This is a genomic window from Synechococcus sp. W55.1 (genome assembly GCF_047461655.1).
Classification (GTDB): domain Bacteria; phylum Cyanobacteriota; class Cyanobacteriia; order Thermostichales; family Thermostichaceae; genus Thermostichus.
Map to the genome: position 1 here is coordinate 1 of NZ_JANSHN010000034.1, position 22,352 is coordinate 22,352.

General features: G+C 59.2%; 24 protein-coding genes. 11 read left to right on the plus strand and 13 right to left on the minus strand.

The features are described from left to right. Window positions 1–248: 248 nt before the first annotated feature. Both gmk and remA read right to left on the minus strand, forming a co-directional pair. Window positions 249–896, minus strand: coding sequence for a guanylate kinase (gene gmk, locus NW816_RS13330; RefSeq protein ID WP_369791759.1), 648 nt, complete (start codon window positions 894–896; stop codon window positions 249–251). Between the two features lie 100 nt (window positions 897–996). After that, the gene (remA, locus tag NW816_RS13335; protein WP_011431727.1) at window positions 997–1,266 is read right to left on the minus strand and encodes an extracellular matrix/biofilm regulator RemA; all 270 of its coding nucleotides are present in this window, start codon (window positions 1,264–1,266) and stop codon (window positions 997–999) included. Window positions 1,267–1,620: 354 nt separating this feature from the next. Here remA and NW816_RS13340 point away from each other — a divergent pair, with 354 nt between their 5' ends. The 3 genes from NW816_RS13340 (at window position 1,621) to lipA (ending at window position 4,251) form a co-directional block, all read left to right on the plus strand. After that, a complete protein-coding gene (locus tag NW816_RS13340; RefSeq protein WP_414409471.1) occupies window positions 1,621–2,634 on the plus strand; it encodes a phosphotransferase enzyme family protein in 1,014 nt (337 codons plus the stop codon). 46 nt (window positions 2,635–2,680) lie between these two features. Then, window positions 2,681–3,175 (plus strand): DUF4079 domain-containing protein, encoded by a 495-nt coding sequence (locus NW816_RS13345; RefSeq protein ID WP_414409472.1) that lies wholly within the window; start codon window positions 2,681–2,683, stop codon window positions 3,173–3,175. Between the two features lie 221 nt (window positions 3,176–3,396). After that, on the plus strand, window positions 3,397–4,251 hold the full coding sequence (lipA, locus tag NW816_RS13350) for a lipoyl synthase (RefSeq protein WP_414409473.1): 855 nt from the start codon (window positions 3,397–3,399) through the stop codon (window positions 4,249–4,251). On the opposite strand, the gene NW816_RS13355 is transcribed toward lipA, so the two are convergent. After that, window positions 4,248–5,492: an Era-like GTP-binding protein gene (locus tag NW816_RS13355; protein WP_414383734.1), complete on the minus strand. Its 1,245-nt coding sequence runs from the start codon at window positions 5,490–5,492 to the stop codon at window positions 4,248–4,250. The genes lipA and NW816_RS13355 overlap by 4 nt on opposite strands. A gap of 134 nt (window positions 5,493–5,626) precedes the next feature. Between NW816_RS13355 and NW816_RS13360 the strand changes: the two genes are divergently transcribed. The 4 genes from NW816_RS13360 (at window position 5,627) to aroQ (ending at window position 8,877) form a co-directional block, all read left to right on the plus strand. After that, the gene (locus tag NW816_RS13360; protein WP_011429585.1) at window positions 5,627–5,776 is read left to right on the plus strand and encodes a hypothetical protein; all 150 of its coding nucleotides are present in this window, start codon (window positions 5,627–5,629) and stop codon (window positions 5,774–5,776) included. Window positions 5,777–6,152: 376 nt separating this feature from the next. Beyond that, complete coding sequence (locus NW816_RS13365; protein WP_414409474.1) at window positions 6,153–8,102, plus strand: acetate--CoA ligase family protein; 1,950 nt, start codon at window positions 6,153–6,155, stop codon at window positions 8,100–8,102. Between the two features lie 168 nt (window positions 8,103–8,270). Continuing rightward, window positions 8,271–8,402, plus strand: a complete 132-nt coding sequence (locus NW816_RS13370) for a hypothetical protein (RefSeq protein ID WP_011434447.1) — start codon at window positions 8,271–8,273, stop codon at window positions 8,400–8,402. After that, a complete protein-coding gene (gene aroQ, locus NW816_RS13375; RefSeq protein ID WP_414344089.1) occupies window positions 8,380–8,877 on the plus strand; it encodes a type II 3-dehydroquinate dehydratase in 498 nt (165 codons plus the stop codon). The genes NW816_RS13370 and aroQ overlap by 23 nt, the downstream gene beginning before the upstream one ends. A gap of 17 nt (window positions 8,878–8,894) precedes the next feature. On the opposite strand, the gene NW816_RS13380 is transcribed toward aroQ, so the two are convergent. From NW816_RS13380 to NW816_RS13390, 3 genes are all read right to left on the minus strand, one after another. Continuing rightward, window positions 8,895–9,905: an alpha/beta fold hydrolase gene (locus tag NW816_RS13380; RefSeq protein ID WP_414409475.1), complete on the minus strand. Its 1,011-nt coding sequence runs from the start codon at window positions 9,903–9,905 to the stop codon at window positions 8,895–8,897. After that, on the minus strand, window positions 9,902–10,828 hold the full coding sequence (locus NW816_RS13385) for a fatty acid desaturase family protein (protein WP_414399867.1): 927 nt from the start codon (window positions 10,826–10,828) through the stop codon (window positions 9,902–9,904). Before NW816_RS13385 ends, NW816_RS13380 begins: the two co-directional genes overlap by 4 nt. Window positions 10,829–10,937: 109 nt before the next feature. Continuing rightward, on the minus strand, window positions 10,938–11,474 hold the full coding sequence (locus tag NW816_RS13390; RefSeq protein ID WP_011434451.1) for a thioredoxin family protein: 537 nt from the start codon (window positions 11,472–11,474) through the stop codon (window positions 10,938–10,940). Between the two features lie 196 nt (window positions 11,475–11,670). Here NW816_RS13390 and pheT point away from each other — a divergent pair, with 196 nt between their 5' ends. After that, entirely contained in the window at window positions 11,671–14,148 is a 2,478-nt protein-coding gene (gene pheT / locus NW816_RS13395; RefSeq protein ID WP_414409482.1) for a phenylalanine--tRNA ligase subunit beta, read from the plus strand. A gap of 295 nt (window positions 14,149–14,443) precedes the next feature. Here the strand turns inward: pheT and NW816_RS13400 are convergent, their stop codons facing one another. Then, window positions 14,444–15,172 carry an SDR family oxidoreductase gene (locus NW816_RS13400; protein ID WP_414355495.1) on the minus strand — a complete coding sequence of 243 codons (729 nt, stop codon included), beginning with the start codon at window positions 15,170–15,172 and terminating at the stop codon, window positions 14,444–14,446. 84 nt (window positions 15,173–15,256) lie between these two features. Beyond that, window positions 15,257–16,492 carry an anion transporter gene (locus tag NW816_RS13405; RefSeq protein WP_414409476.1) on the minus strand — a complete coding sequence of 412 codons (1,236 nt, stop codon included), beginning with the start codon at window positions 16,490–16,492 and terminating at the stop codon, window positions 15,257–15,259. A 300-nt stretch (window positions 16,493–16,792) separates the two neighbouring features. Here NW816_RS13405 and thrB point away from each other — a divergent pair, with 300 nt between their 5' ends. Continuing rightward, window positions 16,793–17,719, plus strand: coding sequence for a homoserine kinase (thrB, locus tag NW816_RS13410; protein ID WP_011433497.1), 927 nt, complete (start codon window positions 16,793–16,795; stop codon window positions 17,717–17,719). A gap of 24 nt (window positions 17,720–17,743) precedes the next feature. Here thrB and NW816_RS13415 read toward each other — a convergent pair whose 3' ends face one another. Genes NW816_RS13415 through eda form a run of 3 tightly spaced genes read right to left on the minus strand, consistent with a single transcriptional unit; the run spans window position 17,744 to window position 19,503 of the window. Next, complete coding sequence (locus tag NW816_RS13415; protein WP_414409477.1) at window positions 17,744–18,289, minus strand: diacylglycerol kinase family protein; 546 nt, start codon at window positions 18,287–18,289, stop codon at window positions 17,744–17,746. Further along, complete coding sequence (ybeY, locus tag NW816_RS13420) at window positions 18,273–18,764, minus strand: rRNA maturation RNase YbeY (RefSeq protein WP_414343558.1); 492 nt, start codon at window positions 18,762–18,764, stop codon at window positions 18,273–18,275. The genes NW816_RS13415 and ybeY overlap by 17 nt, the downstream gene beginning before the upstream one ends. A 25-nt stretch (window positions 18,765–18,789) precedes the next feature. Next, window positions 18,790–19,503: a bifunctional 4-hydroxy-2-oxoglutarate aldolase/2-dehydro-3-deoxy-phosphogluconate aldolase gene (gene eda, locus NW816_RS13425; RefSeq protein WP_414409478.1), complete on the minus strand. Its 714-nt coding sequence runs from the start codon at window positions 19,501–19,503 to the stop codon at window positions 18,790–18,792. A gap of 453 nt (window positions 19,504–19,956) precedes the next feature. Between eda and NW816_RS13430 the strand changes: the two genes are divergently transcribed. Further along, window positions 19,957–21,090 carry a murein hydrolase activator EnvC family protein gene (locus tag NW816_RS13430; protein ID WP_414409479.1) on the plus strand — a complete coding sequence of 378 codons (1,134 nt, stop codon included), beginning with the start codon at window positions 19,957–19,959 and terminating at the stop codon, window positions 21,088–21,090. Here the strand turns inward: NW816_RS13430 and NW816_RS13435 are convergent. Beyond that, window positions 21,081–21,731 carry an ABC transporter ATP-binding protein gene (locus NW816_RS13435; protein ID WP_414374439.1) on the minus strand — a complete coding sequence of 217 codons (651 nt, stop codon included), beginning with the start codon at window positions 21,729–21,731 and terminating at the stop codon, window positions 21,081–21,083. The genes NW816_RS13430 and NW816_RS13435 overlap by 10 nt on opposite strands. A gap of 168 nt (window positions 21,732–21,899) precedes the next feature. Here NW816_RS13435 and NW816_RS13440 point away from each other — a divergent pair, with 168 nt between their 5' ends. Next, a complete protein-coding gene (locus tag NW816_RS13440) occupies window positions 21,900–22,082 on the plus strand; it encodes a DUF3285 domain-containing protein (RefSeq protein ID WP_414409480.1) in 183 nt (60 codons plus the stop codon). An 18-nt stretch (window positions 22,083–22,100) separates the two neighbouring features. On the opposite strand, the gene NW816_RS13445 is transcribed toward NW816_RS13440, so the two are convergent. Beyond that, window positions 22,101–22,352, minus strand: a 252-nt coding sequence (locus NW816_RS13445) for a zinc ribbon domain-containing protein (protein ID WP_414409481.1), incomplete at its 5' end; no start/stop codon positions are given.

Here is a 22,352-nt window from a genome sequence, read left to right on the forward strand (position 1 = left end):
GCTGTGCCGTTGAGGAGCTTGGCTTCGAGGACGCGCATGAGCCTACTTTATCAAAGGTCTAGCAAGATAAAAGCCGCCCTGGTCGCGTCAGCGGGCCGTAGGCCTTAGGGCGGGGCTTCAGACCCAGTTTTTTGGTAAAGCCAAACTACCCTCCCCAGCAGCTTTTTTCTTAACCGAAAGTTAACCCTAGGCCCAATCTGGAGCCACTGCACCACCGACACCAGCGTTCCGGGAAGGGGCTGGAGAAGCTAGGGCTGCTGCTCCTTTGAAGAGGGAGAGGGGGGATAGAGCAGGGCTTCCAGCTCCTGCAGCGCTTGCTCCAGGTTGTCGTTGACAATCACGTAGTCAAATTCGTCTTGGGCATCCAATTCCTTGCGGGCCTGTTCCAGGCGGCGCTCGATGCTGGCCTCTGAGTCTTGTCCGCGCTCGCGGATGCGACGTTCCAGCTCTTCCAGAGAAGGTGGACAGAGAAAGATGCGAATGGCATCTGGGTACTGTTGCCTCACCTGACGGGCCCCCGCCAGCTCAATTTCCAGCAGCACATCCTGACCCTGGTTAAGTTTTTGGAACACGATCTCGCGGGGAGTGCCGTAAAAGTTGCCCGCATACTGTGCCCATTCCAACAGCTCGTTGGCTTCAATCAAGTTGAGAAATTCCTCCCGGCTGCGAAAGTAGTAGTTGACACCTTCCTGTTCGCTGGGGCGGGGGGGGCGGGTGGTGACCGAAACCGAGAGATACAGCTCGGGGTGGCGCTGGCGCAACTGGTTGACCAGCGTACCCTTACCCACTCCGCTGGGCCCTGTCAAAACCACCAAGCGACCGCGCGGGGTAGGAGCCGGAAGGGATCCCTGCTGCTGCGTACACTCAGAGGAAACCGGGGTAGGAGAGGTTGGCATAGACAGAGACCGACGCAAGACGGCTGGGCAATTGACTTGTTTGGGTTTGTTTTAGGATATCTCACTTCTGGTTTCTCAAACGGCTCACAGCGATGGGCTTTCACTCGGTCTCCTCTGACAAACCGGGCTTGGCCGTGAGGAAGCGGTTGGCAACGGTTTCGGGTTGGATGGCGGAGAGGATGACGTGCCCGGAATCGGTGATAATGACAGCGCGGGTACGACGACCATAGGTGGCATCTATCAACTGGCCCCTCTCGCGGGCATCGCTGATGATGCGTTTGATGGGAGCTGACTCGGGACTGACAATGGCGACCACACGCCCAGCGGCGACGATGTTGCCAAAGCCAATGTTGATTAGGCGGGTATCCATGGGGTGATGAGCGAACCTAACGGCTGTCCGGCCAGCGACCTTCATTAAGGTAGCAAATGGGGCTCTTTCGCGGGTTTGCCACAACGACACCTGAGTTCTCGGCCAATGGGGCAGTGGGTTTCGGCGACAAGTCCCGTTCGGGTGAGCCGCAAAAAGGCTGTGGTTGCATAACAAGCTGCACCCTCCCAAACAACTTGCCCTGTTTATCGAGGACGGTAAAATCGTCAACATGAAGCCACTTCAATAGAACTTGAACTGTAAGCCTCAAAGGCCGCCGCTGTGGTAAGCAGTTTGAGGCAGCTCTGAAAACGAAAAGATCGACCCAGCACCCCAAGCTTGAATGGTTCCTCGCCTATGCTTGACCTGACTTGGCTGGATCCCCTTGTCCAGCACTTTCAACTGGGGGATCCAGAGCCACCCGAAGCCATCCGAGTGGGCCTCATTCACCAAACCTGGAAACTCATCACCTCTGAGGGATCCTTCATCGCCCAGCGCCTTCATCCCCGATTTGATCCTGCTGTCACCGAAGATGGTCAAGCCATCGGCCAATGGCTGAGACAACACGGCTTCCCTGTGCCCCGATTCCGTCGCGCTCGCGATGGATCCCTGCACTTGGCCTGGGCAGAAGGACTGTGGCGGGTCATGGATTGTCTGCCGGGATCCTGTCACTCAGCCCCTCCCAATTGGGGCTATCTGGAAGAGGCGGGGGCAGCCGTTGGACACCTGCATCGACTCTTGGCCCAAATGCAATACCGTTTCCGCTTCCGGATCCCGTATTTTCACGATACGGCTCACCTTTGGCAACAGCTACGCCAGCACGAACCGGTGCCAGAAGTGCAGGCAGAATGGCAGTTTTTAATCGAAACTGTGCCGAATCTTCTGCTGCCCTCAGGGATCCCAACTCAAATCATCCACGCCGATCTCAAGTTCAACAACTTTTTGTTCGATGAGCAGGGGCGATTTGTGGGCCTGGTGGATCTGGACACCTTCATGTATCACAACCTCTATGTTGAACTGGGGGATGCCCTGCGCTCCTGGGGTAAACGAGGAAATACCCTTCAGCCCGAGGCAATCCTGGCCGGGTTGCGGGGCTATGCCCAAACCGGGAACCTGCACGCCCTACAACCAGAACTCATCATTCAAGGGATCCAACTGATTACCCTGGAATTGGGGATGCGCTTTTTACAGGATTGGTTTGAAGACGCCTACTGGAATTGGGATCCCCAACGCTACCCCAGCCGCAAGGCCCATAACCTGGCCCGCTGCCAACAGCAAATTTGCCTCTATCAAGACCTCACCCAGAGGGTGCCTCAACTGTTGGAGTCCATGCGCGCCCTTTGGTCTCATGAGCGGCAAAAGAGAGATTAACTTATGTTAATTTAGGGGCATCTTCCTCTTTCTTCCCGCGGTCTCTATGAGCATTCAACTTCCCCGCTGGCTAGAGCTGGCCTTGCCCTTCTTTCATCCTGTGCTGATGATTTTGGCGTTTGCGCTGGCCTTGTATGCCCTTTACCTGGGTCTGCAAGCGCGACGGGTGCGCACTGCCTCGGCAGAAGAACGCAAGGAGCTGATCAAAGGGAAGTTTGGTCAGCGGCATTTCCTTGCCGGATCCCTGTTCTTGTTGTTGATGGTGTTCGGAGCCCTGGGCGGCATGGGGGTTACCTACCTGAACAACGGCAAGCTGTTTGTTGGGCCTCACTTGCTGGCCGGGTTGGGCATTGTGGCCTTGGTGGCCAGCTCTGCGGCTCTGGCACCGCTGATGAAAGACGGGCAAAAAGTCTGGGCGCGCAACGTGCATATTCTATTGAACGTGGTGATCCTGGCGATCTTGGGTTGGCAGGCGGTGACCGGCTTTCAGATTGTGCAGCGCATCGTCAACCAAATGCTGACCACACCCCAGGTGGCTTAATCTCCCCGAAAGACCCATGCAACCCTGAACAGGGCTGAGCTTTGGGAGGACTTTGTCCCGCTGGTGCGAGCCGAGAAGTCCGTCGACCCAAAGACTTCGGCCTCCCCTTTTCGGAACCCAGAGCTTCATCATGTCAGAATGGCAGAGCAGGCGCTGCATCCTTCGGCTGTAGAGGGGCGCAGTCTTGTTGCCGATACCCAGTTAACGCAACGGTTCTCCCTATGTCGGTTAGCCCTCTTCCCAGTTGGGTCAAGCGTTCCATCGGCAAAGCCAGCGAGACTTCAGCGGTGCAGCAGGTGATCAAGCAGCGGGGCCTGCACACCATTTGTGAGGAGGGGCGCTGTCCAAATCGAGCCGAGTGCTACAGCCAAAAAACCGCTACATTTCTGCTGATGGGAGGGATCTGTACCCGCGCCTGCTCTTTTTGCCAGGTGGCCAGTGGACGGCCCGCACCGTTGGATCCCGCAGAACCGGAGAAAGTGGCCGAGGCGGTTGAGCTGCTTGGGCTCCGCTATGTGGTGCTGACCTCGGTGGCCCGCGACGATCTGCCCGACCAGGGATCCGGTCGCTTTGTGGAGGTCATCGAGGCAATTCGGCGGCGCTGCCCCGGCACCCAGATCGAGGTGCTCACCCCCGACTTTCGCGGCGATCGCGAGTGCATTGCCCGTGTGGTGGCTGCCCAGCCTGTTTGCTACAACCACAACATCGAAACGGTGCGACGCCTCTCCCAGGCAGTACGGCGCAGCTCCGGCTACGACTTGTCCTTGCGGGTTTTGCGAACGGTCAAGGAGCTGAATCCCGGATTACCCACCAAGTCTGGGCTGATGCTGGGGCATGGGGAGACCCGCGCAGAAGTGCTGGAAACTTTCCGGGATCTGCTGGCGGTGGGATGCGACCGTCTGACCCTGGGGCAATACCTGCAGCCTTCTTTGGCGCATCGCCCTGTGGAACGCTACTGGACTCCGGAGGAGTTTGCCGAGCTGGGCCAGATAGCCCGTCGGATGGGGTTTCGCCAGGTGCGCTCGGGGCCATTGGTGCGCAGCTCCTACCACGCTGCTGAAATGGTTGAGAACTAGGCGAGAAAACCTGGCAGGGAGGTTGTGCGGTCTGATACAGCCGGTCTTCCCTGTTCAATCAAGGCACGCAAGCCCGCTTCCAGGCCAAACGCTTGTGCTGCAAACTGGCTGAGCACCTGCGGCGCCAGGGATCCCAGGCGATACAGGCTGACCCCCGCTACCAGACCCGGCAAAAGGCCGTTGCCCCAGTCTCCCCACAGCCAGGAACTCACCCCTTCCGCCAGCAGCAGCAGAGCCCCATTGAGCAGCAGCGGTCGCCACAGCCCCTCGCGAAAGGAGACCAGCCCCCTCCACAAGGCCGTCCGGGGTAGGTGAAGCCGCACTCCCAAGCCCAACAGCCAAAGGCCATCCAGCAGTGGGGCCAACAGCAAATCCAACCCCAGCGGAGCCAAGCCCACCACAATCCCCTTGCCAAGGGCGAAAATCCTGCCCCATTGCTCCACAAAGGGGGCATGGTGCTGCCACTGTTTTTCCAGAATCTGGGCCTGAACCCGGTCCAGCCGCTTCAACACATTCAAAGCCAGAAGGGATCCCGCCTCTGTTTGCAAAATCTGCAGAATTCGCCCCCGCAAGGCTTCAATTTGGGGTGCAGGCCGTTCCCATTCCAAAGTAATGCGGCCATCCGGCCAGTGGGTGCGGACTTTCAGAGGTTTTGGGCAAGCGGCCACGGTCAAAATCTCCTGCGGCGATACCCAGCCTAGGTGGCGGCTGATCTGGGCACAAATGGCCTGCAACTCCGCTTCGGAGTAGAGATCGCATTTGTTCAACACCAGCAGGATGGGCTTGTATAGAGTGCGCAGCTCCGAGAGAGCTTGGTATTCCAACTGGGTCAGGTCGGTGGCGATGACAAACACGATCAAATCCGCCGAGCGGGCCACATCCCAGGCCAACTGTTCGCGGGCTTCTCCTTCCACTTCGTTCAAACCCGGAGTATCCACCAGCCTCACCCGCCAAGGGATCCCTGGCTCCGGCTGCCACAGCAGGGATTGGGGCTGCTGAGTGACCCCATTGAGGGGGCCCACCTTCAATCGCTCCTCGCCGGTTAGGGCGTTCAGGACGGCCGACTTGCCACGGTTGACCAGCCCAAACACCGCAATGGAAAACAGCCGCGCGGTGAGGCGCTTGCGCAAAGTGGATAGAGCCCTGAACTCCGGTTGTAAATCCCGACGGCTGGCCAGAGATTGCCAATGATCCCAGCACCTTTGCAAAACGGTTTCGGCTTGGGTCAAGGGAGTGGTCATAGACAGGGGCAATGGACTAACCCTCACTCTAGAGGGAATTGCCCCTCAGGGCTAGCCGTTTCTCCCCCCCAGCGTGGGGAATCCAAACCCCACAAAATAGGGCATGATCACCCTAGGGTTCCGCCGAATCTCCTATGCTGTACCGCCTTCCCCAATCTCTGAAATGGCTTCGTGTGGGTGGATCCCATCGTTCTAAGCAAGAGCGCCAGATCGTGCGCAGCCTGCTGGCCTTTGCCGGGGCGCTGCTGGTTATGGATGTTGTGCTTCTGAGCGCCCTTCGCTAGTCCAACTTGGCAAGCCCATCGTTAGGTGATTCCGAACAAGTCTAAGTCTGAGGCATTCCTCTAGCACTGCTACAGGCAAGCACTCCCAGCCCCTTGCCCATTATGAGGAGAGGGGATCCCAGAATTGGCAAACAGTTGCACTGCAACTCGAAATAACCCCAACCCGATCAGAGGGTGGGAAGGGTTTTCCAAGTTACCAAGTTGCCTGTCAGGCAACTGTCACTTGACCAGCAAAAGGCTAGCTGGGATCCCTTGTGCTGCGAGGGCAAGCCGCCGGGGATGGGGGCCGGATCGGGAATAATGGAAGCGGCCCCAGCCGGGAGAGCTAGGTTTTCCCCGCGCTGAGGTCGTTGTTTCCCTTCTCTTGAGGCCGGCTATGGTTTTGCAGGAGGCGGCGGGCGTGCCCCGCATCAACGCGCGCGAGTCGGATGTTTTCGACATTTTCAACCTGAAGCATTATCTCGGCCCTAACCCCTATCTCAATACAGCCGCTTTCACCTTCGACTTTGCCCTTACCCAGTGCCCACAGCCGCTGCCCATTGATGTCTACCTGTCCAAGGTCTGCTTCCATTTCCCCCAGTTGCAGGAGGGATCTTATCCTTCCTACGCCCACTTGTTTGCCCGGCTGGTGACGGAGGTGAACCGGTTGCAGATGGATCTCCACTTGCAGAAGTGGAGCTGTCACCTGTTTCCAGAGTATGTGCGCATCGCGGTGCAGACCTTGCATGGCCGTACCACTCGTGCCGCGGTTTATTTTGCTTGGGATTGGCTGGAAGCCATCACCCAAGGACAGCCCTTCGATTTTGAAGGGGAGATGCGCCGCCTGCAGCAATTGTTTCGCGACTCGGTGTACGGCGGGCCGACGGTCTATGCCCTCCTGCGGGCTGCTCACGAACGCGGGATCCCTACCTACTACCTATGGGATGAAGGGGTGATGCAGTATGGCTATGGTCGCAACCAGGTGCGAGGGGTGGCCACCACCTTTCACTGCGACAGCCATCTCGACTCTGACTTCACCACCCGCAAAGACGATTGCAAAGCCTTTCTGGCGGCGCAAGGGTTCCCCGTGCCCCAGGGAGAGGTGGTCGCCTCTTTGGCAGAAGCTTTGCAGCAAGCGCAAGAAATCGGCTATCCGGTGGTGCTCAAGCCGGTGGCCGGCCACAAGGGGATGGGGGTGACGGCTGGCATTCAAACCCCGGAAGAACTGGCCTTTGCCTACGAGGTAGCCGTGGCAGCCCTTCCCCCTGAGGAGCCCATCCGACTGATCCTGGAAAAGCATCTGCAGGGCACCGATTTTCGCCTGTTGTGTGTGGGAGGCCGCTTTGTGGCGGCCACGGAACGACGCCCCGCCTCAGTGACGGGAGATGGCCAAAGCACCATCGGGCAGCTCATCGAGCAGGCCAACCGGGATCCCGTCCGTTGGGATACCCCCACTTCTCCCCTGGGGCCGATCCAATGGGATGAGGCAATGGAGCGCTTTCTGGCAGAGCAAGGCTTGACAGTGGACAGTGTGCTGGAACCGGGGCGGACGGTCTATCTGCGCAAGGTATCCAATCTCTCGGCGGGAGGAGTGAGCCGCGATGTCACGGCCACCGTCCATCCCGACAACGTGGTTTTGGCCCAAACCATTGCCCAGCAGTTCTCGCTGGTGTGCTTGGGCATCGATGTCATTGCCCCCAGCCTGGAGCGCTCCTGGAAGGAGGGATCCCTGGGGATCATCGAGATCAATGCTGCGCCAGGTGTGCTCATGCACCAAAAACCTGCCATTGGCGCGGGAGTGGATGTGCCGGGGGCAATCCTCGACCATCTGTTTCCCAAGACGGCCCGCATCCCGATTTTGACCTTTAACCGCCTCACCTTGGCGGAGGCGCACACCTTGGTGGAGCATATTTTGTCCCACCGCCCCAACGCATGTGTGGGATCCGTCTGTCGGGAGGGCGTGCTGCTAAACCACAGCTCTAGACCCCTGCAGGGCAGCCTCTTTCGCCAGGTGAAAACCCTGCTGCGCCATCCCCAACTGGATCTGCTTTTGGCGGAAGCCGACGAAGAGACCCTGGAGCGGGAGGGCTTGGCCTACGAAGGCAGCGATCTGGTGGTGCTGCGGGATCCCTCCGATCAAGAGCTGCAAACCCTGAAACGGGATCTCAACCCCGGCGGCGCCCTCTTCCTGCAGCGGGGATCCACCCTAACTTTGACGGTGGCGGGCCAGGCGGAGCGATTTGAATTGCCGGGGACAGACCTTCAGATGGGGATCCTGCTGCGCTCCATGACCCTGCGGATCATCTGCAGAACCATTAGCCAGATGCTGAAGAACTGGTCTGGCTGAGGGGTTTTGGATTTTCTTCAGATTCTTGTAAAAGGGTAGGCAAAACAAGGGATCCCTGCTGGAGAAAAAGGCCGGCCAGCCAGTCAGCTCTACACCCCTCGGAAAGAAGCGCTATCATAGAAGTCCGTCGAATAAACTCCCTTCGTAAAACCTCGCGAGGCAGATCGGATGGATTGGGTAGAAAAGGTGCTGGAAAAGATCCGGGAATGGGTGGAACGTGTGATCGACACCCTGCTGGGGAACCCCCAGCCTCAACCTGCTCCCATTCCGGTAGAAGATGGATCCCATCGTCGTCGTTAATCCGACTGCCATTGCCCCCGGCGGCGAGCCTCTCAGCCTCTTGGTACTGCATGGCCCCAACCTCAACCTGCTGGGGGTGCGAGAGGTGGGCATCTACGGCTCAGTATCCCTAGAGCAGATCGATCAGGCTCTGCATCGGCAGGCAGAAATGCTAGGGGCGAAGCTGGAGATTCTCCAGTCCAACCATGAGGGGGTGCTCATCGATGCCATTCACCGTGCCCGCCAGCAGCATGTCGGCATTCTGATCAACCCTGGGGCCTATACCCACACCAGCATTGCTCTCCGAGATGCCATTGCAGCCGTAGGATTGCCCACTGTGGAAGTCCACCTGAGCAACATCCATCGCCGCGAGCCCTTCCGCCAGCACTCTTACATCGCCGCCGTAGCGATTGGGCAAATCAGTGGTTTTGGGGCGCAAAGCTACCTGTTGGGGCTACAGGCTCTGGTGCAACACCTGCGCCTGCAATCTGTGTAGGATCTGTGTAGGTGCCCTCAGCTCTCCAGGAACTCCTGCACGGCTGTGCGAATAAAAGCTTCATCCTCGAGGTTTTGATGAGGATTACCGGCCCGGTGTCCCCAAATGGAGGGGATGATCTTGTAAACCGCATTGGGGATCCATTCTGCCTCAGCCCGACAATCTTCTGGGGTGAAATACAAATCCGTCTGGGCGGGCATCACCAATGTTTGGGCCTGAATTGACCTCAAAGCAGCCCGATAATCTCCCCGGTGAATGGGGTTGTCGCTGATATCGCAGCGGATCCAAGTTTCGATCATCGATAGCAAATTCTGCGGATCCCGGCGGCGGTAATTGGCCTCCCAACCTCGCTCTAGATAATCTTCGAGGGAGGTATACCCCAAGGATTCATAGCATTTTTGGTTGAAAAAAGGCTGGGAAACAGCCCAACTGGCGTAGATGTGGGCAAAAGCTCGCAGGCCCCGCTCTGGGATGGCCGTGAATCGGCGACCGTTCCAGGCGGGATCGGCAGTCAGGGCTGAGCGCAAACTCTCCAGAAAAACTCGATTGTGAACCGTGGTCTTGGCGGTGCCACAGAGGGCTACGATCCGTTCCACCCGCTCAGGAAACAGGGATCCCCAGTGATAGGCTTGCTGAGCCCCCATCGACCAGCCGTAGATCAGGCGGATGCGTTCGATCCCAAAGTGTTGGCGAATCAGGCTCTCCTGCAGGCGCACATTGTCCCAGTGGCTAAACCAGAAGCCATCTTCCCGCAAGCCACAGGCTGGATCGTTGCTGGGGGAAGTGGAAAGGCCATTGCCCAGCATATTGGGAATGAGGATAAACCACCGCTGCGGGTTGAGGATGCCGTCGGGACGAATCAGCCACTCCAGGTCGGGATGCTGAGCCCCATAGGAGGTGGGGTAGAGGATCAGGTTGTCTTTTCGGGGGGAAAGAGTCCCGTAGGTGGCGTAGGCGAGCGTGATTTGGGGCAGTTGGATCCCGCACTGTAGCTGAAAATCGTTCAGGCTCCAGGTGTAGTGAGTCATGCCTGAAATTGTTCAATCACCTGACGATGAACCCGCACATACCCCTGCCCTAGATGAGCCAGATGGGGCTTGAGGTATTGATGGGCATCGGCCAAAGCATGAAATGGAATGGAGGGGTAAAGGTGATGCTCAGCATGGTAAGGCATATTCCACATCAAAAAGCGGATTGGCCAAAGGGTAAGGGTGGTACGGGTATTGGAGAAGGGATCCTCGGTTTGGCTACAGCCTGTGTGCTCTGCCAGCAAAATGAAGCGCAAGATCGGCTGCCCTACCGCCAAAGGCAACAGCCACAGCCACACTATCCAGGGATCCCCCAGCAGAAGGGAGAGCAAGCTCCCAAGGCCGTAGACCCCTAGCTGCAACCGCACCGAACGAATGACCTCTTGGCGGGCCGATTCAGGAATGTAGGGATAGCCTTGCAACTGGCCGCTGGCTATGCGGATGTAGGTCTTCACCTTGCCGATCCACCAAGTCAAGCCGCTCAGCTCGAGCAAATACTCCGGCCAGCTCTGGGGTTTGGGATCCTCCAGCTCCGGATCCTTGCCCGGAATCTGGGTATAGCGGTGGTGCCATTTGTGGTATCGGCGATAAAAAGTGCTGTTGTAAAATGAGAGCAAGCCCGCCACCCAGGCTACCCCGTCATTCAGTTTTGGGCTGGCAAAAGCGGTGCGGTGTACACATTCGTGCAAAGCAGCAAACATCGTCGCCAAACTGGCCCCGTAAACCACCAGCGCCGGCAGGGCAATCCAGCCATTGACACCTTTCTGGGTCACCCACAGGCTGCCACTCACCGCCATCACCGCCAAATGTCCCAAAAGCTGCCGGAGCCCGGCTGAATTGGAGCGGACATTCAGTTGTCTGAGGCGCTCGCTCGGGATCAACCGTTGCGGATCCGGCAAAATCGGTGTCGTCTCGACAGCCATAGCCTGTTCTTGTGAGCTACGAAAATGGGTAGAAGTTATCCAATATCAGATCAAACCGAGGTCAGACCTTTTCGCCTGTGTCCAAGACAACAAACCCCGGCCCAAGCTCCTAGCCATGACTGCGGGGATCCGGCTGACTGGGGAGGGCGCGCCTGCCCCGCTCCAGCTCAGACACCGGCCCGATGTTGGTCAACTGCAGGGGCTGTCCAGTTGCCAGAGCCAACACATTGGCTCGCAGAATCGACGGCGGCTGTTCGCCAATCGCCGATCCCAGCACTTCTCCCTGCCGATCCAAAAACAGAAAATGAGGGATGCCGTTCACCCGGTAGCGGCTCAGCTCCGGCAGCCACTTGGGATTATCCACATTGAGCATGACAAAGTTGACTTGATCGGCAAATTCCTGTTTCAGGCTGGCCAGGAGGGGTGCCATGGCACGACAGGTGCTGCACCAATCGGCATAAAACTCCACCAAAGAAGGCTTGCCATTGGCCTGAGCTTGCTCCCAAGGTATGGCTTCTTGGGCTAGAGCCTCTAGGTTGCTGCCCGCCTGACGACCCTGGCTGGCCAAAAACAAACCCACCGCCAAGAGCACAGCTGCCGCGGCAACCAGCCCGTTGCGCAACCGTTTTGCCCAGTCTTCCTTCATCTTTCCTCACCTTGCCATCCGCTGGATCTGACCTTAGCCGTCGCCTTCACCGTTTTAGCATCCCCCTCTCTCCCCCTGATGAGACCGATGAGTCCGGAGGCGCCTCTTGTCTGTTCTGCCTTGGGCAAGGATCCCAGCTGGAGAAGAGGGCCAGGTGAGCGATAATGGGTGCGGTGTTTGCACCGATGGCTCAGCGATGCGCATCTCCTTGAAGTGGCTGCGAGAACTGGTGGATTTCCAACTTTCACCCGAAGAACTGGGGGAGGCCCTCACCCTGGCGGGGTTTGAAGTGGAAGAGATCGAAGACCGCCGCACCTGGGCAGATGGGGTGGTTTTGGGCAGGATCCTGGCTGCCGAGCCTCACCCCAACGCCGACAAGCTGCAGGTTTGCCAGGTGGACTTGGGATCCGATCGGCCTGCCACCATTGTCTGTGGAGCCGCCAACGCCCGCGCCGGGATCCTGGTAGCAGTGGCTACACCCGGCACCCATTTGCCCGCCCTCTCCCTCACCATTGCCAAAGCCGACAAGCGGGGGGTGATCTCGGAGGGCATGATCTGCTCTCTGGCCGAGCTGGGGCTGGAGAAATCTTCCGAAGGGATCCACGAATTCCCGCCCGACTTGGATCTGGAGGTTCATCCGCTTGGCTCTGATGTGCGCCCCCTTCTAGGCTTGGACGATGTGGTGCTGGATCTCACTTCCACCGCCAACCGGGCCGATGCCCTGAGCATGGTGGGGATCGCCCGCGAAGTGGCTGCCCTCACCCGCAACCCGCTGCGCCTGCCCCCCGTCAAGCCTCTTCAGGCCAAGCCCATCCCCAACTTTCAGTTGCGCATTGCCGACGCCAAAGCCTGCCCCGCCTACAGTGGCGTGTTGATCGAAGGGGTGAAAGTCGGCCCTTCCCCCGACTGGCTAAAACACCGACTGGCCGCTGCCGGCATGCGATCCATCAACAATGTAGTGGATATTACCAATCTGATCCTGCTGGAATGGGGCCAGCCTTTGCACGCCTTCGACTGGGATCGCCTGCTCCAGGTCATGGGCAAGAAAAAACCCACCATCGAGGTGCGCTTGGCCCAGCCGGGAGAAACCTTAAAGACCTTGGACGGCCAAACCCGCACCTTGCAAGCCGACAGTCATCTCATTGTGGCCGGCAGCCAACCGGTAGCTCTGGCCGGGGTCATGGGAGGGGAAGAAACCGAGGTCGGCTCGACCACCACTCGCATTTTCTTGGAAGCAGCCCTATTCGATCCAGCGGTGACGCGGCGCTCGGCCCGGTCTCAAGGTCTGCGCACCGAGGCTTCCACCCGCTATGAGCGAGGGGTTAACTTTGCCACCCTCGATCAGGCCCGAGATCGGGCGGTGCAGTTGATCCTGGAACTGGCAGGGGGAGCAGTAACCGGCCTTACCACCTTTGACCGGCGGCCCCCCCTGGAACGCAGCCTGAAATTGCGGCTGTCGCGGCTGATCGATGTGTTGGGGGACGAGGTGCAGGCGGCGGATGTGGAAGAGATCCTGTCTGCCTTGGGCTTTCAGCTCTCCCGTTGCGAAGAGGCCAGTTCCCAGGATGCTCTCTCCCCCGCTACAGAAACGGCAACTGTGGCCCGCTGCGTCTGGCAGGTCGCCGTTCCCCCCTATCGCCTGCGGGACATTGAGCGGGAGATCGACCTCATCGAGGAGTTTGCCCGTCTCTACGGCTATGACCGCTTCTCGGAAACCCTGCCCACCGAGCCGCAGGTGGGATCCCTTTCGGCGCGGGAAACGTTCACCCGCCAGATCCGAGAAGTGCTGCGGGGCATTGGCCTGACGGAGGTGTATCACATCTCCCTCTGCCCAGCGGAGGAGGATGGATCTTTGGTGAGGATTGCCAATCCACTTTCGCCTGAATATTCAGCCGTGCGCAATGCGCTACTTCCCGGCCTGGTGGAGGCCTTCCGCTTCAACTGGGATCAAGGCAACGGCCCGCTCCAAGCCTTTGAAATCGGTCGTGTTTTTGCCCATGCCCTTCCCCCCAACCCCCACCCTTACCGGGAAGCTGAGCATATCGGCGGTATCTTGGGCGGGGATCCCAATCCCCACGATTGGCAGCACCGCAACCGACCCATGGACTGGTTCGAGGCCAAGGGACTGCTGGTCTCTGCCCTGGAGCGGCTGGGATTTGGCCCGGAGTTTCGTCTGGATCCCCCTGAAGAGCAATCGCCGCTGCTGCACCCCGGTCGCCAGGCCGGCCTGTGGCTCGAGGGATCCCGCATCGGTTTGTTCGGGCAACTGCACCCCCGCCTCTGTCAGGAAAAGGGGCTGCCAGATCAGGTGTATGGCTTTGAGTTGCAGTTGGATCCCTTGCTGGAAAGCCTGGAGAGACGGGGCATTGTGCAATTTGTCCCCTTTTCGCCTTTTCCCGCTGCCGATCGGGATATCGCCTTCTTTGCGCCACTCGACCTTGCCGTTGGTGAGATCGAGAAGGTTATCCGTCGAGCGGGCGGAGAACTTCTCCAATCGGTGCAGCTTTTCGACGAGTACCGTGGTCAAGGCGTACCTGCAGGGCAGCGCAGCCTTGCCTTCCGCCTGGTGTACCGTGCTCCCGATCGCACCCTCACGGATGCGGAGGTAGAAGCTCTGCAAAACCAGGTGAGGGCGCAGTTGACAACACAATTTCCGGTTACCTTGCGCAGCTAGCCGACCACTTTACCCCAGCCGCGGCGGGCTGCCCTTCTCTGGCAGCATCTTCATCAGCAGTTTGGCCCGGCGTTGCTTGCTTCTGTGCCGGACGAATGGCTAGGACGGTTGGTGGGGGTGTCGGGAGATCTGATCCAACGTTGCCGTCGAGAAATGAGGATCCCCGCTGGCGCTTTGGGCTGCGGAGAGCAGAATTGAGACGGGGGGAGCCTCGGAGAGAAACTCGAGCGCTTGTCTCGCCAAAAGACAGGCTGCTGCCGCCTCAACCCCAGCAAAAGGACAGCAAAACACTTGGTCAAAGGAATTGGTGGCTTTCAGGCTGCAGCACGATCTCGCTCGGTACAGCACCGGCGGGCGCTGTGAGGGCAAAGTGGATGGCTTCCGCAGCCGTGGCAGGGCTGAGCATCTTGTCTCGCTGCACCTTCAGGCTGATGGGATCCCAGAAGGGTGAGTCGATGCCCCCGAAGTAAAACAGCGTAAATCTGACTCCAAAGCGCTTCAGCTCATCGGCCATGCACTTGCTAAACCCGACCACCCCAAACTTGGCCGCACAGTAAGCAGAGGCCATCGCCATGGGATGACGTCCAAGAACGCCGGGGAAATTGAGGATGTGGCCGGATTTTTGCTCCCGCATGGGGTTGGCAGCCAGTTGGCTGGTGTAGAAGCTGCCCTTCAGGTTGACCGCTATCATCCGCTCTAGGTCTGCGGGGGTTAGTTGCGGAGCAGGTTTCAGGATCCCGGCCCCGGCCAGGTTGATCAGCACGTCAATGCGCCCATGCGTTTGCACCGTTTGGTTGACCAGTGCCTCTACCTGGGCATAGTCTGTCACATCGGTAGGGATCCCCACTCCAGAGGCAGCCCCCAGAGAGAGCGATTTCTCCACCAGAGTTCGCAGAGGCTCCTCTCGCCGAGCGGCCAAGACCAGATGGGATCCGGCCTGAGCCAGCATGGGCACCAGGACGCTGCCGATACCCCCTGTTGCCCCTGTGATCAAAATAACTGCCTGCGATAGCGGAGAAGACACGTTACGTTTCTTAAACTCTTTTTCCCATCATACACAGGGATCCCGACAAGCCAGTCACAGCCCCACTGGATCCCTCGACAGAGGTCATCTGAGCGGTGGAGAAGACAGGAAAGGCTGGCACAGCCACAACCCACTGAACCCCAGGGTTAGGAGAGTGAGGGGCAGGCCAAAGCGCAGATGTTCTCCAAACGAGAGCACGTAGCCTTTTTTGGCCGCTGCCTCGACTGTGATCAAATTGGCCACCGCCCCAAATAGTGTCAAATTGCCTGCCAAAGTGGAGCCGGCAGCCAGCAACAGCCAAGCGGTGGTCTCCTGTCGGGGCAGGAACGATTGCAGCAACAGCACCGCCGGCACATTGGAGATGAGGTTGGATAAAACGGCCACACTACTCAGCAGGGCAAGAGGGGATCCCGCCAGACTCTCTGCCAAGGATCCCAAGCTCATCCCCCAAGCAGTTACCAGCTCTCCCGTTGCCCGCGTCAGGATAAATAGCCCGGAAAACATCACCAGCAGATTCCAGTCCACCTGCTCCAAAAATCGCTCCGGCTTCAGCCTACGGGTAATCAACAACAGGGCCGCCGCCACCAAAGCCGATTCTGCCAAGGGAAGTCCGGCTACAAAGGCCACAAACAGCCCCCCCGTAATCACCACGCTCTTGCGCAACAGGGGCGGGTAGAGCCGCAGCGGCAGCCAAGGCACCCGAGCAAAGGGTTTCAACGAGCGCACCTCAGGGTAGTACAGCCACAGCAACCCCACTTCCAGCAGCAGCCCCACCACGGCAATGGGGGTCATCTGGGCAGCAAACTCCAGGTAGCCGATCCCAGAGAAGGAGCCGATCAGGATATTCTGCGGGTTGCCGCTCAGGGTGGCGACGGATCCCAGGTTGGTGGCTGCCGCCAAGCCCAGCAGGTAGGGAATCGGGTTTAACCCCAACACCGTTGTGACTTGCAAAGTCAGGGGAGTAAACACCAGCGCCAGCGTGTCGTTGAGCAAAAAAGCCGAGAGCAGCCCGCTGCCGAACACCAGCATGATCAACAGACCAAAGGGGCTGCGGCTCACCCGAATCAAGCCCAGCAAAGCCAACTGAAAAGCCCCCCCATAGGACAAGCTGGCATTTACCACCATCATGCTCAGGAGAAACACAATCGTGGTCGGGTCAATGGCTTCCCAAGCCTGCCGTAGCGACAAGGTCCCCAAGCCAATCAACAGGGCGGATCCCACCAGGGCGATGGTGGCCCGGTTCATACGCAACCTAGGCAGGGATCCCAGTCCCAGCCCGACATAGCTCAAACCCAACACCAACCAAGACAGCCCCTGCACCCCCCGATCCCTCCCGCACTTCTTTCAGGATCCCTGATGGGTTCAGCCAATGGCAAAGGCTGGAGTTGAAACAGGCCCAACATTCCCGATACTCAATAAGTCACAAATAAGTCACAAGAACCAATCATGGTCAGAAACCTTTCGGGATAGTCCAAAAGCTCCGCTGGATCAGCGCGTTTGCCTCGGCGAGCTGCAGACCGAGCAGAGGTGGCGAGAATATCCAAGGTCTGGCCATCGTTCGTAGGATAATGGGAGGCCGCAGACATTGAGTTACCCACCGTTCACTGAGGAGTTGTCCCCTTGGTCAAAGAACGAGTAGAGGTGATCGTCCCGGCCACCACCGCCAATTTGGGGCCAGGGTTCGACTGCATCGGTGCAGCCCTAGAGCTCTACAATCACTTCTATTTTCGCGAGATCCCTTCTGGCCTCAGCATCCACTACCGCGGCAGCGACCACATTAGCCAGAGCAAGGACAACCTGGTGTACCGGGCTTTTTGCCGCGCCTTTGAGCTGCTGAGTAAGCCTGTGCCGGGGGTAGAAATCGAAATCACCCTCAACGTGCCGCTGGCGCGGGGGTTGGGCAGTTCTGCTACCGCCATTGTCGGCGGCTTGCTGGGGGCCAATGCCATTGGGGCGCTTAACTTAGCTCCCGAAACCCTCCTACAACTGGCCATTGCCCTAGAAGGCCATCCAGACAATGTGGTGCCCGCCCTGCAGGGCAGTTGTCAGCTTTGTGTGCAGGGACAGCAGGGGCAGTGGGTGTTCTGTCCGGTGGAGTGGCATGAGAGCATTGGCATCCTGGCTGTGGTGCCCAACTTTAAGCTTTCCACCCAAGCGGCCCGCGAGATCCTGCCCAAATCCGTCAGCTTGGCGGATGCAGTTTTTTCCAGCAGCCATCTGGGCCTACTCATCCGCAGCCTGCAGTCGGGGCGGGTGGACTGGCTGAAGGTGGCCCTGCAGGATCGGCTGCACCAGCCGGCGCGTATGGAGCTGATCACTGGGTTCAAAACGGTTCAAGCTGCAGCCATGGCTGCCGGAGCCTATGGGGTGGTGATCAGCGGAGCCGGCCCCACTCTTCTGGCCCTCTGTGCTCCCGAGAATCGGGAACGGGTGGGATCCGCGATGGTCAGCGCTTGGGCGCAGTTGGATATTGAAGCGGAGGCCAAACTGCTCAACCTGGACCGGCAGGGAGGACGGGTGGTGATCCACTCCCAGCCGTCTGGATAGGAAACTTCCTGTCCAATCGGGGAGCTACCCTGCTGCCGGGAAGCCGTCTTGCAGCAGCAACACCAAGGGCGGAAGAAATAGCCAAGCCGCCACCATCAAGGACGCCGCTGCCGCCATCAACACCGCTGCTGCCGCGCAATCTTTGGCGATCTCGGCCAAGAGGTGATACTTGCTGCCCAGGGTGAGATCCACCACCGCTTCCAGAGCGGTATTGACCAGCTCAAGCGCCATCACCAAGCCGCTGGTCAGGCTGATCAGGGCCATTTCCACAGCGCTCAGCCGCAGGCCCAGCCCAAGGCCAAAGGCTATCACCGCCACCGCCATGTGAATGCGCAAGTTGCGCTGGGTGCGGATGGCATAGACCAAGCCCTTGCCCGCGTAGTAGAAACTTTTGCCCAGGTTGTCAGCCACTTGCCAAGAGGGGGGGCGTCGCCAGGGATCCCTTCCCAAAGGCTCGGCACTGGCTGCCCGATCCGCCTCAGATGGCTGCGCTGGGTCTCTGGAATGGACGCGCCGCCGGAACACCGCCAGGCGAGAACGCTCCGGCAACCGACTAGGGCTGTTGGCCATGGGCCACCTCCCCATCCAGTTGGATGGCGGCAAGCAACTGTCGCTGTTGCTGCAACATGCGCTGTAGGGACAGTTCATCCGGGTGATCCCACCCCAGCAGATGCAGCAACCCGTGGCTGGCCAACCAGGCCAACTCTTGCGAAAGACGATGCCCCTGCGCCTTGGCTTGTGCGCGGGCGGTGGGCACCGAAATCACAATATCCCCCAGCAGGCGTACCCCCGTTACGTCTTGGATCTCAAAGGGGGCAAACATCTCCTGCGCGGCAAAGGCCAACACATCGGTGGGCTCGTCGAGATGGCGAAACTCGCGGTTGAGCTGGCGGATGTGTTCATCGGAAGTGAGGCAAAGGCTGAGCTCGCATGGCTCCTGTACTCCCAGCTCTTTCAGCCAGATCTCGAACCAATGACGCCAAGTGGCTTCTTCAATCGGGCTTGGGATGTTGAATTGCAGATAGAGATCTAAAAATCCATCCATGCGGGCCTCACTCACACCACGCCCCTTATTCTACTGGTTTGCCCAGATTGGGCCAGGTTTTGCTTCTTTGCTCTGCCAGCTGTTTCAGCGCCTGTCGTAGTCGATTCTCCAGCTCATGGCAGCCCGAATGCAAATCCTCTGGCGGGAACAGATCTCCGGCAACGCCGACCGCCCAGGCCCCTGCTTGCAGGTATTCCGCTGCCCCGGCCAAGGTGACTCCCCCTGTGGGGATCAACGGCAGGGATCCCAGCACCGATTGTAGATGGCGCAGGTAGCGGGATCCCCCCATGCTCTCCACCGGAAACACCTTCACTGCCGTTGCCCCCGCCTGCCACGCCCTCCAGATCTCGCCGGGGGTGAGGGCACCGGGCACGATGGGCAGCCCTACTTCCCGACCCCAACGGATGACTTGCTCATCGGTGAAGGGGCAAACGCAAAACTGGGCTCCTGCCTGCCAAGCCTGCTCCGCCATCTGTCGATTGAGAACAGTGCCCACCCCTATCCAACACTGCGGGTGGTCTTGCCGCAGTTGGGCAATCAACTCCAGGTATTGGGGAACTTGCGTGGTGATTTCAATGTGGCGGATCCCGGCCCGGATGGCCAGCATGGATCCCTCTAGGGCCTGGGCTGGGCTGGCACAGAGGCGGATCACCGCGATCAGCGGCTGCTGCCACAGATGGAGTAGCCAGGGGTGCTGTGACCCTTTCCCGAAACCGCACTCAAAATCCTCGAATACCATCTGTGGGGAAATACCCTCTCATCGGTTTCTCATCTTTGCCAGATGTTGAGGTCGCTGTCGCTCGCCGGTGGGTTGGGCTGCCCACCATCAGACCCATGAGATCCAAAGGTTAGTACGAGCCTAACAGCGGTGTGGTTATTTCAAACAGGTTTGAGACAGTTCCCGGTTGCCCCTCGCCCCTAACCCTTCTTTCCCTGGGAGAGGAAAGTCAAAACAAAGAAACGAATAGTTTCACTGCTCCTGAGAGTGACGCCGCTGTGTCGCCAGGGTCTTTTTCTTATGTCCTGTCGCTTCTTTCTATTTCTTGTCAAGCAGCCATAACCGGCAATAGCCAGCTCAGGCTCGATCAGATCCGTGGGGATCTTTGTATCCTTAGGGTCGATGGGTCGGTTGCAGAGGGTGTGAGGAGTGACGAGTCTGAGTCGTGGGGCACGCAGACTGAAAGTGTGGGTGATGCTTGGATTGCTCACCCTCTTGCTGTTGGGGGGACTGGGGGGGGTTGCCCCGTCTCAGGCGCAGAAGGTCAACCAATTGCAACAGCGGCAGCAGCAGATCCAGCACCAAATCCAGAGCACTCAGCGCCGCCTGGGAGAACTGCGCCAGGCAGAAGAAGAGGCCCGCCGCCGCATGGGATCCCTGCAGCAAAACATTCGACAGACCGAATCCAGCCTTCGCGACAATCAGTATCGTCTGGAACAAGCCCAGAAAGCCCTGGAGCAAGCTCAAAAGGAGCTACAGGAGCTGGAAGACCGCCTGAGACGGCAGCAACAGGGCACGGCTGCCCGTTTGCGCTACATGCAGCGACAGGGGGCCGAACATTGGTGGGCTTTGCTGCTCACCAGCCGTGACTTGAACGAGTTTTTCGACCGCCGCCACCAACTGCAACTGTTGATCGAGGCGGATCGGCAGTTGATCCAAGAGCTGCAAGCAATGGCCAAAGAGGTGGATCAACAGCGCATTGCCCTGGAGATGCAGCGCAACGAGATTTCCTTGATTTTGCAGGAGCTGGCCGCCCAGAAGAATCAACTGCAGCAGCAGGCTGCCGCCCAAGAGCAACTGGTGGGCCGCTTGGCCAACGAACGCGCGGCCTATGAAGCAGCCCAACGGCGGTTGGAAGCCGATTCTCGACAGCTCACCAGTCTGATCCAGCAACTGATCGCCCAGCAGGCCCAACAGCAAGGGGGCAGGGATCCCGTTCAAGGGACAGGCCGATTCATTGCTCCGGTGCGCGGGCCGATCACCAGCGGCTTTGGCTGGCGGGTTCACCCCCTCTACCGCAGTCGCCGCTTTCATGCGGGGATCGATTTTGGTGTGCCCACCGGCACTGCGGTGAGAGCCTCCGACCGGGGCACCGTCATCTACGCCGGCTGGTACGGCGGCTACGGCTATACGGTGATTGTGAATCACGGCGGCGGCATCACCACCCTGTACGCCCACAACAGCCGCGTTGCCGTTGGGGTAGGCCAGCAGGTACAGCGGGGGCAAGTTGTTGCTGCTTCCGGCTCCACCGGCCTCTCCACCGGGCCCCATGTTCACTTTGAAGTGCGCGTCAACGGCCAACCGGTCGATCCCCGCCGCTACCTCTGAAGCAAAGCCTCCGCCGCCACCGGCCTCAGGGATCCCGCCTGCAATGTCCACCGCACATCGGCAATGGAGGACAGCTCCTCCGGGTCGTGGGAAACCACCAACACCGTCCAGGTGGACTTTAGCCGAGCCAACAGCTCGATCAACTGCCGCCGCACCGACCAATCCAATCCCGCCGTCGGCTCATCCAGCAACAGCAAAAACGGGCCACGGATCAACTGGACGGCCAGGGCCAAGCGCCGCTGTTGCCCGCCGCTGAGGCGGTTTGGGGAGGTATGTAGAGGGATCCCTTCCAATCCCACCTGTCTGAGGGCGTTTTCGATCTCTTTTCTCTGTAGCTCTGGATAACCAAAGCGCATTTCCTCCAGCACCGTCAAGCCGCAAAAGTGGCGCTCTGGAAACTGAAACACCAACCCCGCCATGCTGCGCAAGCGGTTGGGGGAAAGTTCTGCCCCTCCCCAGGTAATCCGTCCTTGGGTGGGCCGCGCCAAGCCAGCCAAAATCTCCAGCAGGGTGCTCTTGCCCGCCCCACTTTTGCCCACGATCAGCCCCAACTGGTTCAGGCCCAACTCAAAGGAAAGATCGTTGAGAATGGGCTGGGAAACGCCTGCCGGATGGTAGGAAAGATGCTGAACTTGCAACATGGGGGGCAAAAGAGGGGGATGCTGTCGTTATTTTGGCACCGGAAGATCCCCGCGCGACAGCTATGGCCCTTCTTCAGCGGGAAGGTCGAAGCTTGGGAAACACCTCTATCCGGAGGAGCAGATTAAGCTAGCCTGAAGGTAGGGTAAATTATCGCTCTGGTTATCCTGATGGCGCAGCCTTCTTCTGCAGATTCTCCTTCGGTTGGGGCGGGATCCCCCCCCCAGCTGAGTTACACCCGCCTGGCCATGCGCAACATGGTGCGCAAAGGCAAGACTTCCCTGCTTCACTTCACCCTGACAGCGGTGGGGTTGGTGGCCCTGCTGGTGGGGCTGGCCTACCTGTTTCAGTAAACTACCCGGCTCCGACCGCTAAGCGGTACGGAGCGGGCTTTCAGTAGCCCTGGGCCTGCTCTGCTCTACTAGAGAACAAAACAGGCCCGAACCTCTAGGCTGGTTTACGGCAGCCCCCAAGAGCGCAATTACGTTTGCACCATTCAAATCCGCATCCCCTTCCCATCCACAGTGCCCACACTTGAACGACTTACCACTGCGATAGGATTGCGCAGGGTCGGGATGGATGTGCAAACACCGGTGGCAGGTCTGCGACGTGTAGGCAGGCGG

Bases quoted from the DNA above. Each gene is read 5' to 3' on its own strand.
- gmk (WP_369791759.1), bottom strand. From the start codon at position 896: ATGCCAACCTCTCCTACCCCGGTTTCCTCTGAGTGTACGCAGCAGCAG.
- NW816_RS13340 (WP_414409471.1), top strand. From the start codon at position 1,621: ATGCTTGACCTGACTTGGCTGGATCCCCTTGTCCAGCACTTTCAACTG.
- aroQ (WP_414344089.1), top strand. From the start codon at position 8,380: ATGGATCCCATCGTCGTCGTTAATCCGACTGCCATTGCCCCCGGCGGC.
- NW816_RS13345 (WP_414409472.1), top strand. From the start codon at position 2,681: ATGAGCATTCAACTTCCCCGCTGGCTAGAGCTGGCCTTGCCCTTCTTT.
- NW816_RS13365 (WP_414409474.1), top strand. From the start codon at position 6,153: ATGGTTTTGCAGGAGGCGGCGGGCGTGCCCCGCATCAACGCGCGCGAG.
- NW816_RS13440 (WP_414409480.1), top strand. From the start codon at position 21,900: ATGGCGCAGCCTTCTTCTGCAGATTCTCCTTCGGTTGGGGCGGGATCC.
- NW816_RS13360 (WP_011429585.1), top strand. From the start codon at position 5,627: ATGCTGTACCGCCTTCCCCAATCTCTGAAATGGCTTCGTGTGGGTGGA.
- NW816_RS13390 (WP_011434451.1), bottom strand. From the start codon at position 11,474: ATGAAGGAAGACTGGGCAAAACGGTTGCGCAACGGGCTGGTTGCCGCG.
- NW816_RS13355 (WP_414383734.1), bottom strand. From the start codon at position 5,492: ATGACCACTCCCTTGACCCAAGCCGAAACCGTTTTGCAAAGGTGCTGG.
- NW816_RS13385 (WP_414399867.1), bottom strand. From the start codon at position 10,828: ATGGCTGTCGAGACGACACCGATTTTGCCGGATCCGCAACGGTTGATC.
- pheT (WP_414409482.1), top strand. From the start codon at position 11,671: ATGCGCATCTCCTTGAAGTGGCTGCGAGAACTGGTGGATTTCCAACTT.
- NW816_RS13370 (WP_011434447.1), top strand. From the start codon at position 8,271: ATGGATTGGGTAGAAAAGGTGCTGGAAAAGATCCGGGAATGGGTGGAA.
- ybeY (WP_414343558.1), bottom strand. From the start codon at position 18,764: ATGGATGGATTTTTAGATCTCTATCTGCAATTCAACATCCCAAGCCCG.
- eda (WP_414409478.1), bottom strand. From the start codon at position 19,503: ATGGTATTCGAGGATTTTGAGTGCGGTTTCGGGAAAGGGTCACAGCAC.
- lipA (WP_414409473.1), top strand. From the start codon at position 3,397: ATGTCGGTTAGCCCTCTTCCCAGTTGGGTCAAGCGTTCCATCGGCAAA.
- NW816_RS13435 (WP_414374439.1), bottom strand. From the start codon at position 21,731: ATGTTGCAAGTTCAGCATCTTTCCTACCATCCGGCAGGCGTTTCCCAG.
- NW816_RS13430 (WP_414409479.1), top strand. From the start codon at position 19,957: ATGCTTGGATTGCTCACCCTCTTGCTGTTGGGGGGACTGGGGGGGGTT.
- NW816_RS13415 (WP_414409477.1), bottom strand. From the start codon at position 18,289: ATGGCCAACAGCCCTAGTCGGTTGCCGGAGCGTTCTCGCCTGGCGGTG.
- NW816_RS13380 (WP_414409475.1), bottom strand. From the start codon at position 9,905: ATGACTCACTACACCTGGAGCCTGAACGATTTTCAGCTACAGTGCGGG.
- remA (WP_011431727.1), bottom strand. From the start codon at position 1,266: ATGGATACCCGCCTAATCAACATTGGCTTTGGCAACATCGTCGCCGCT.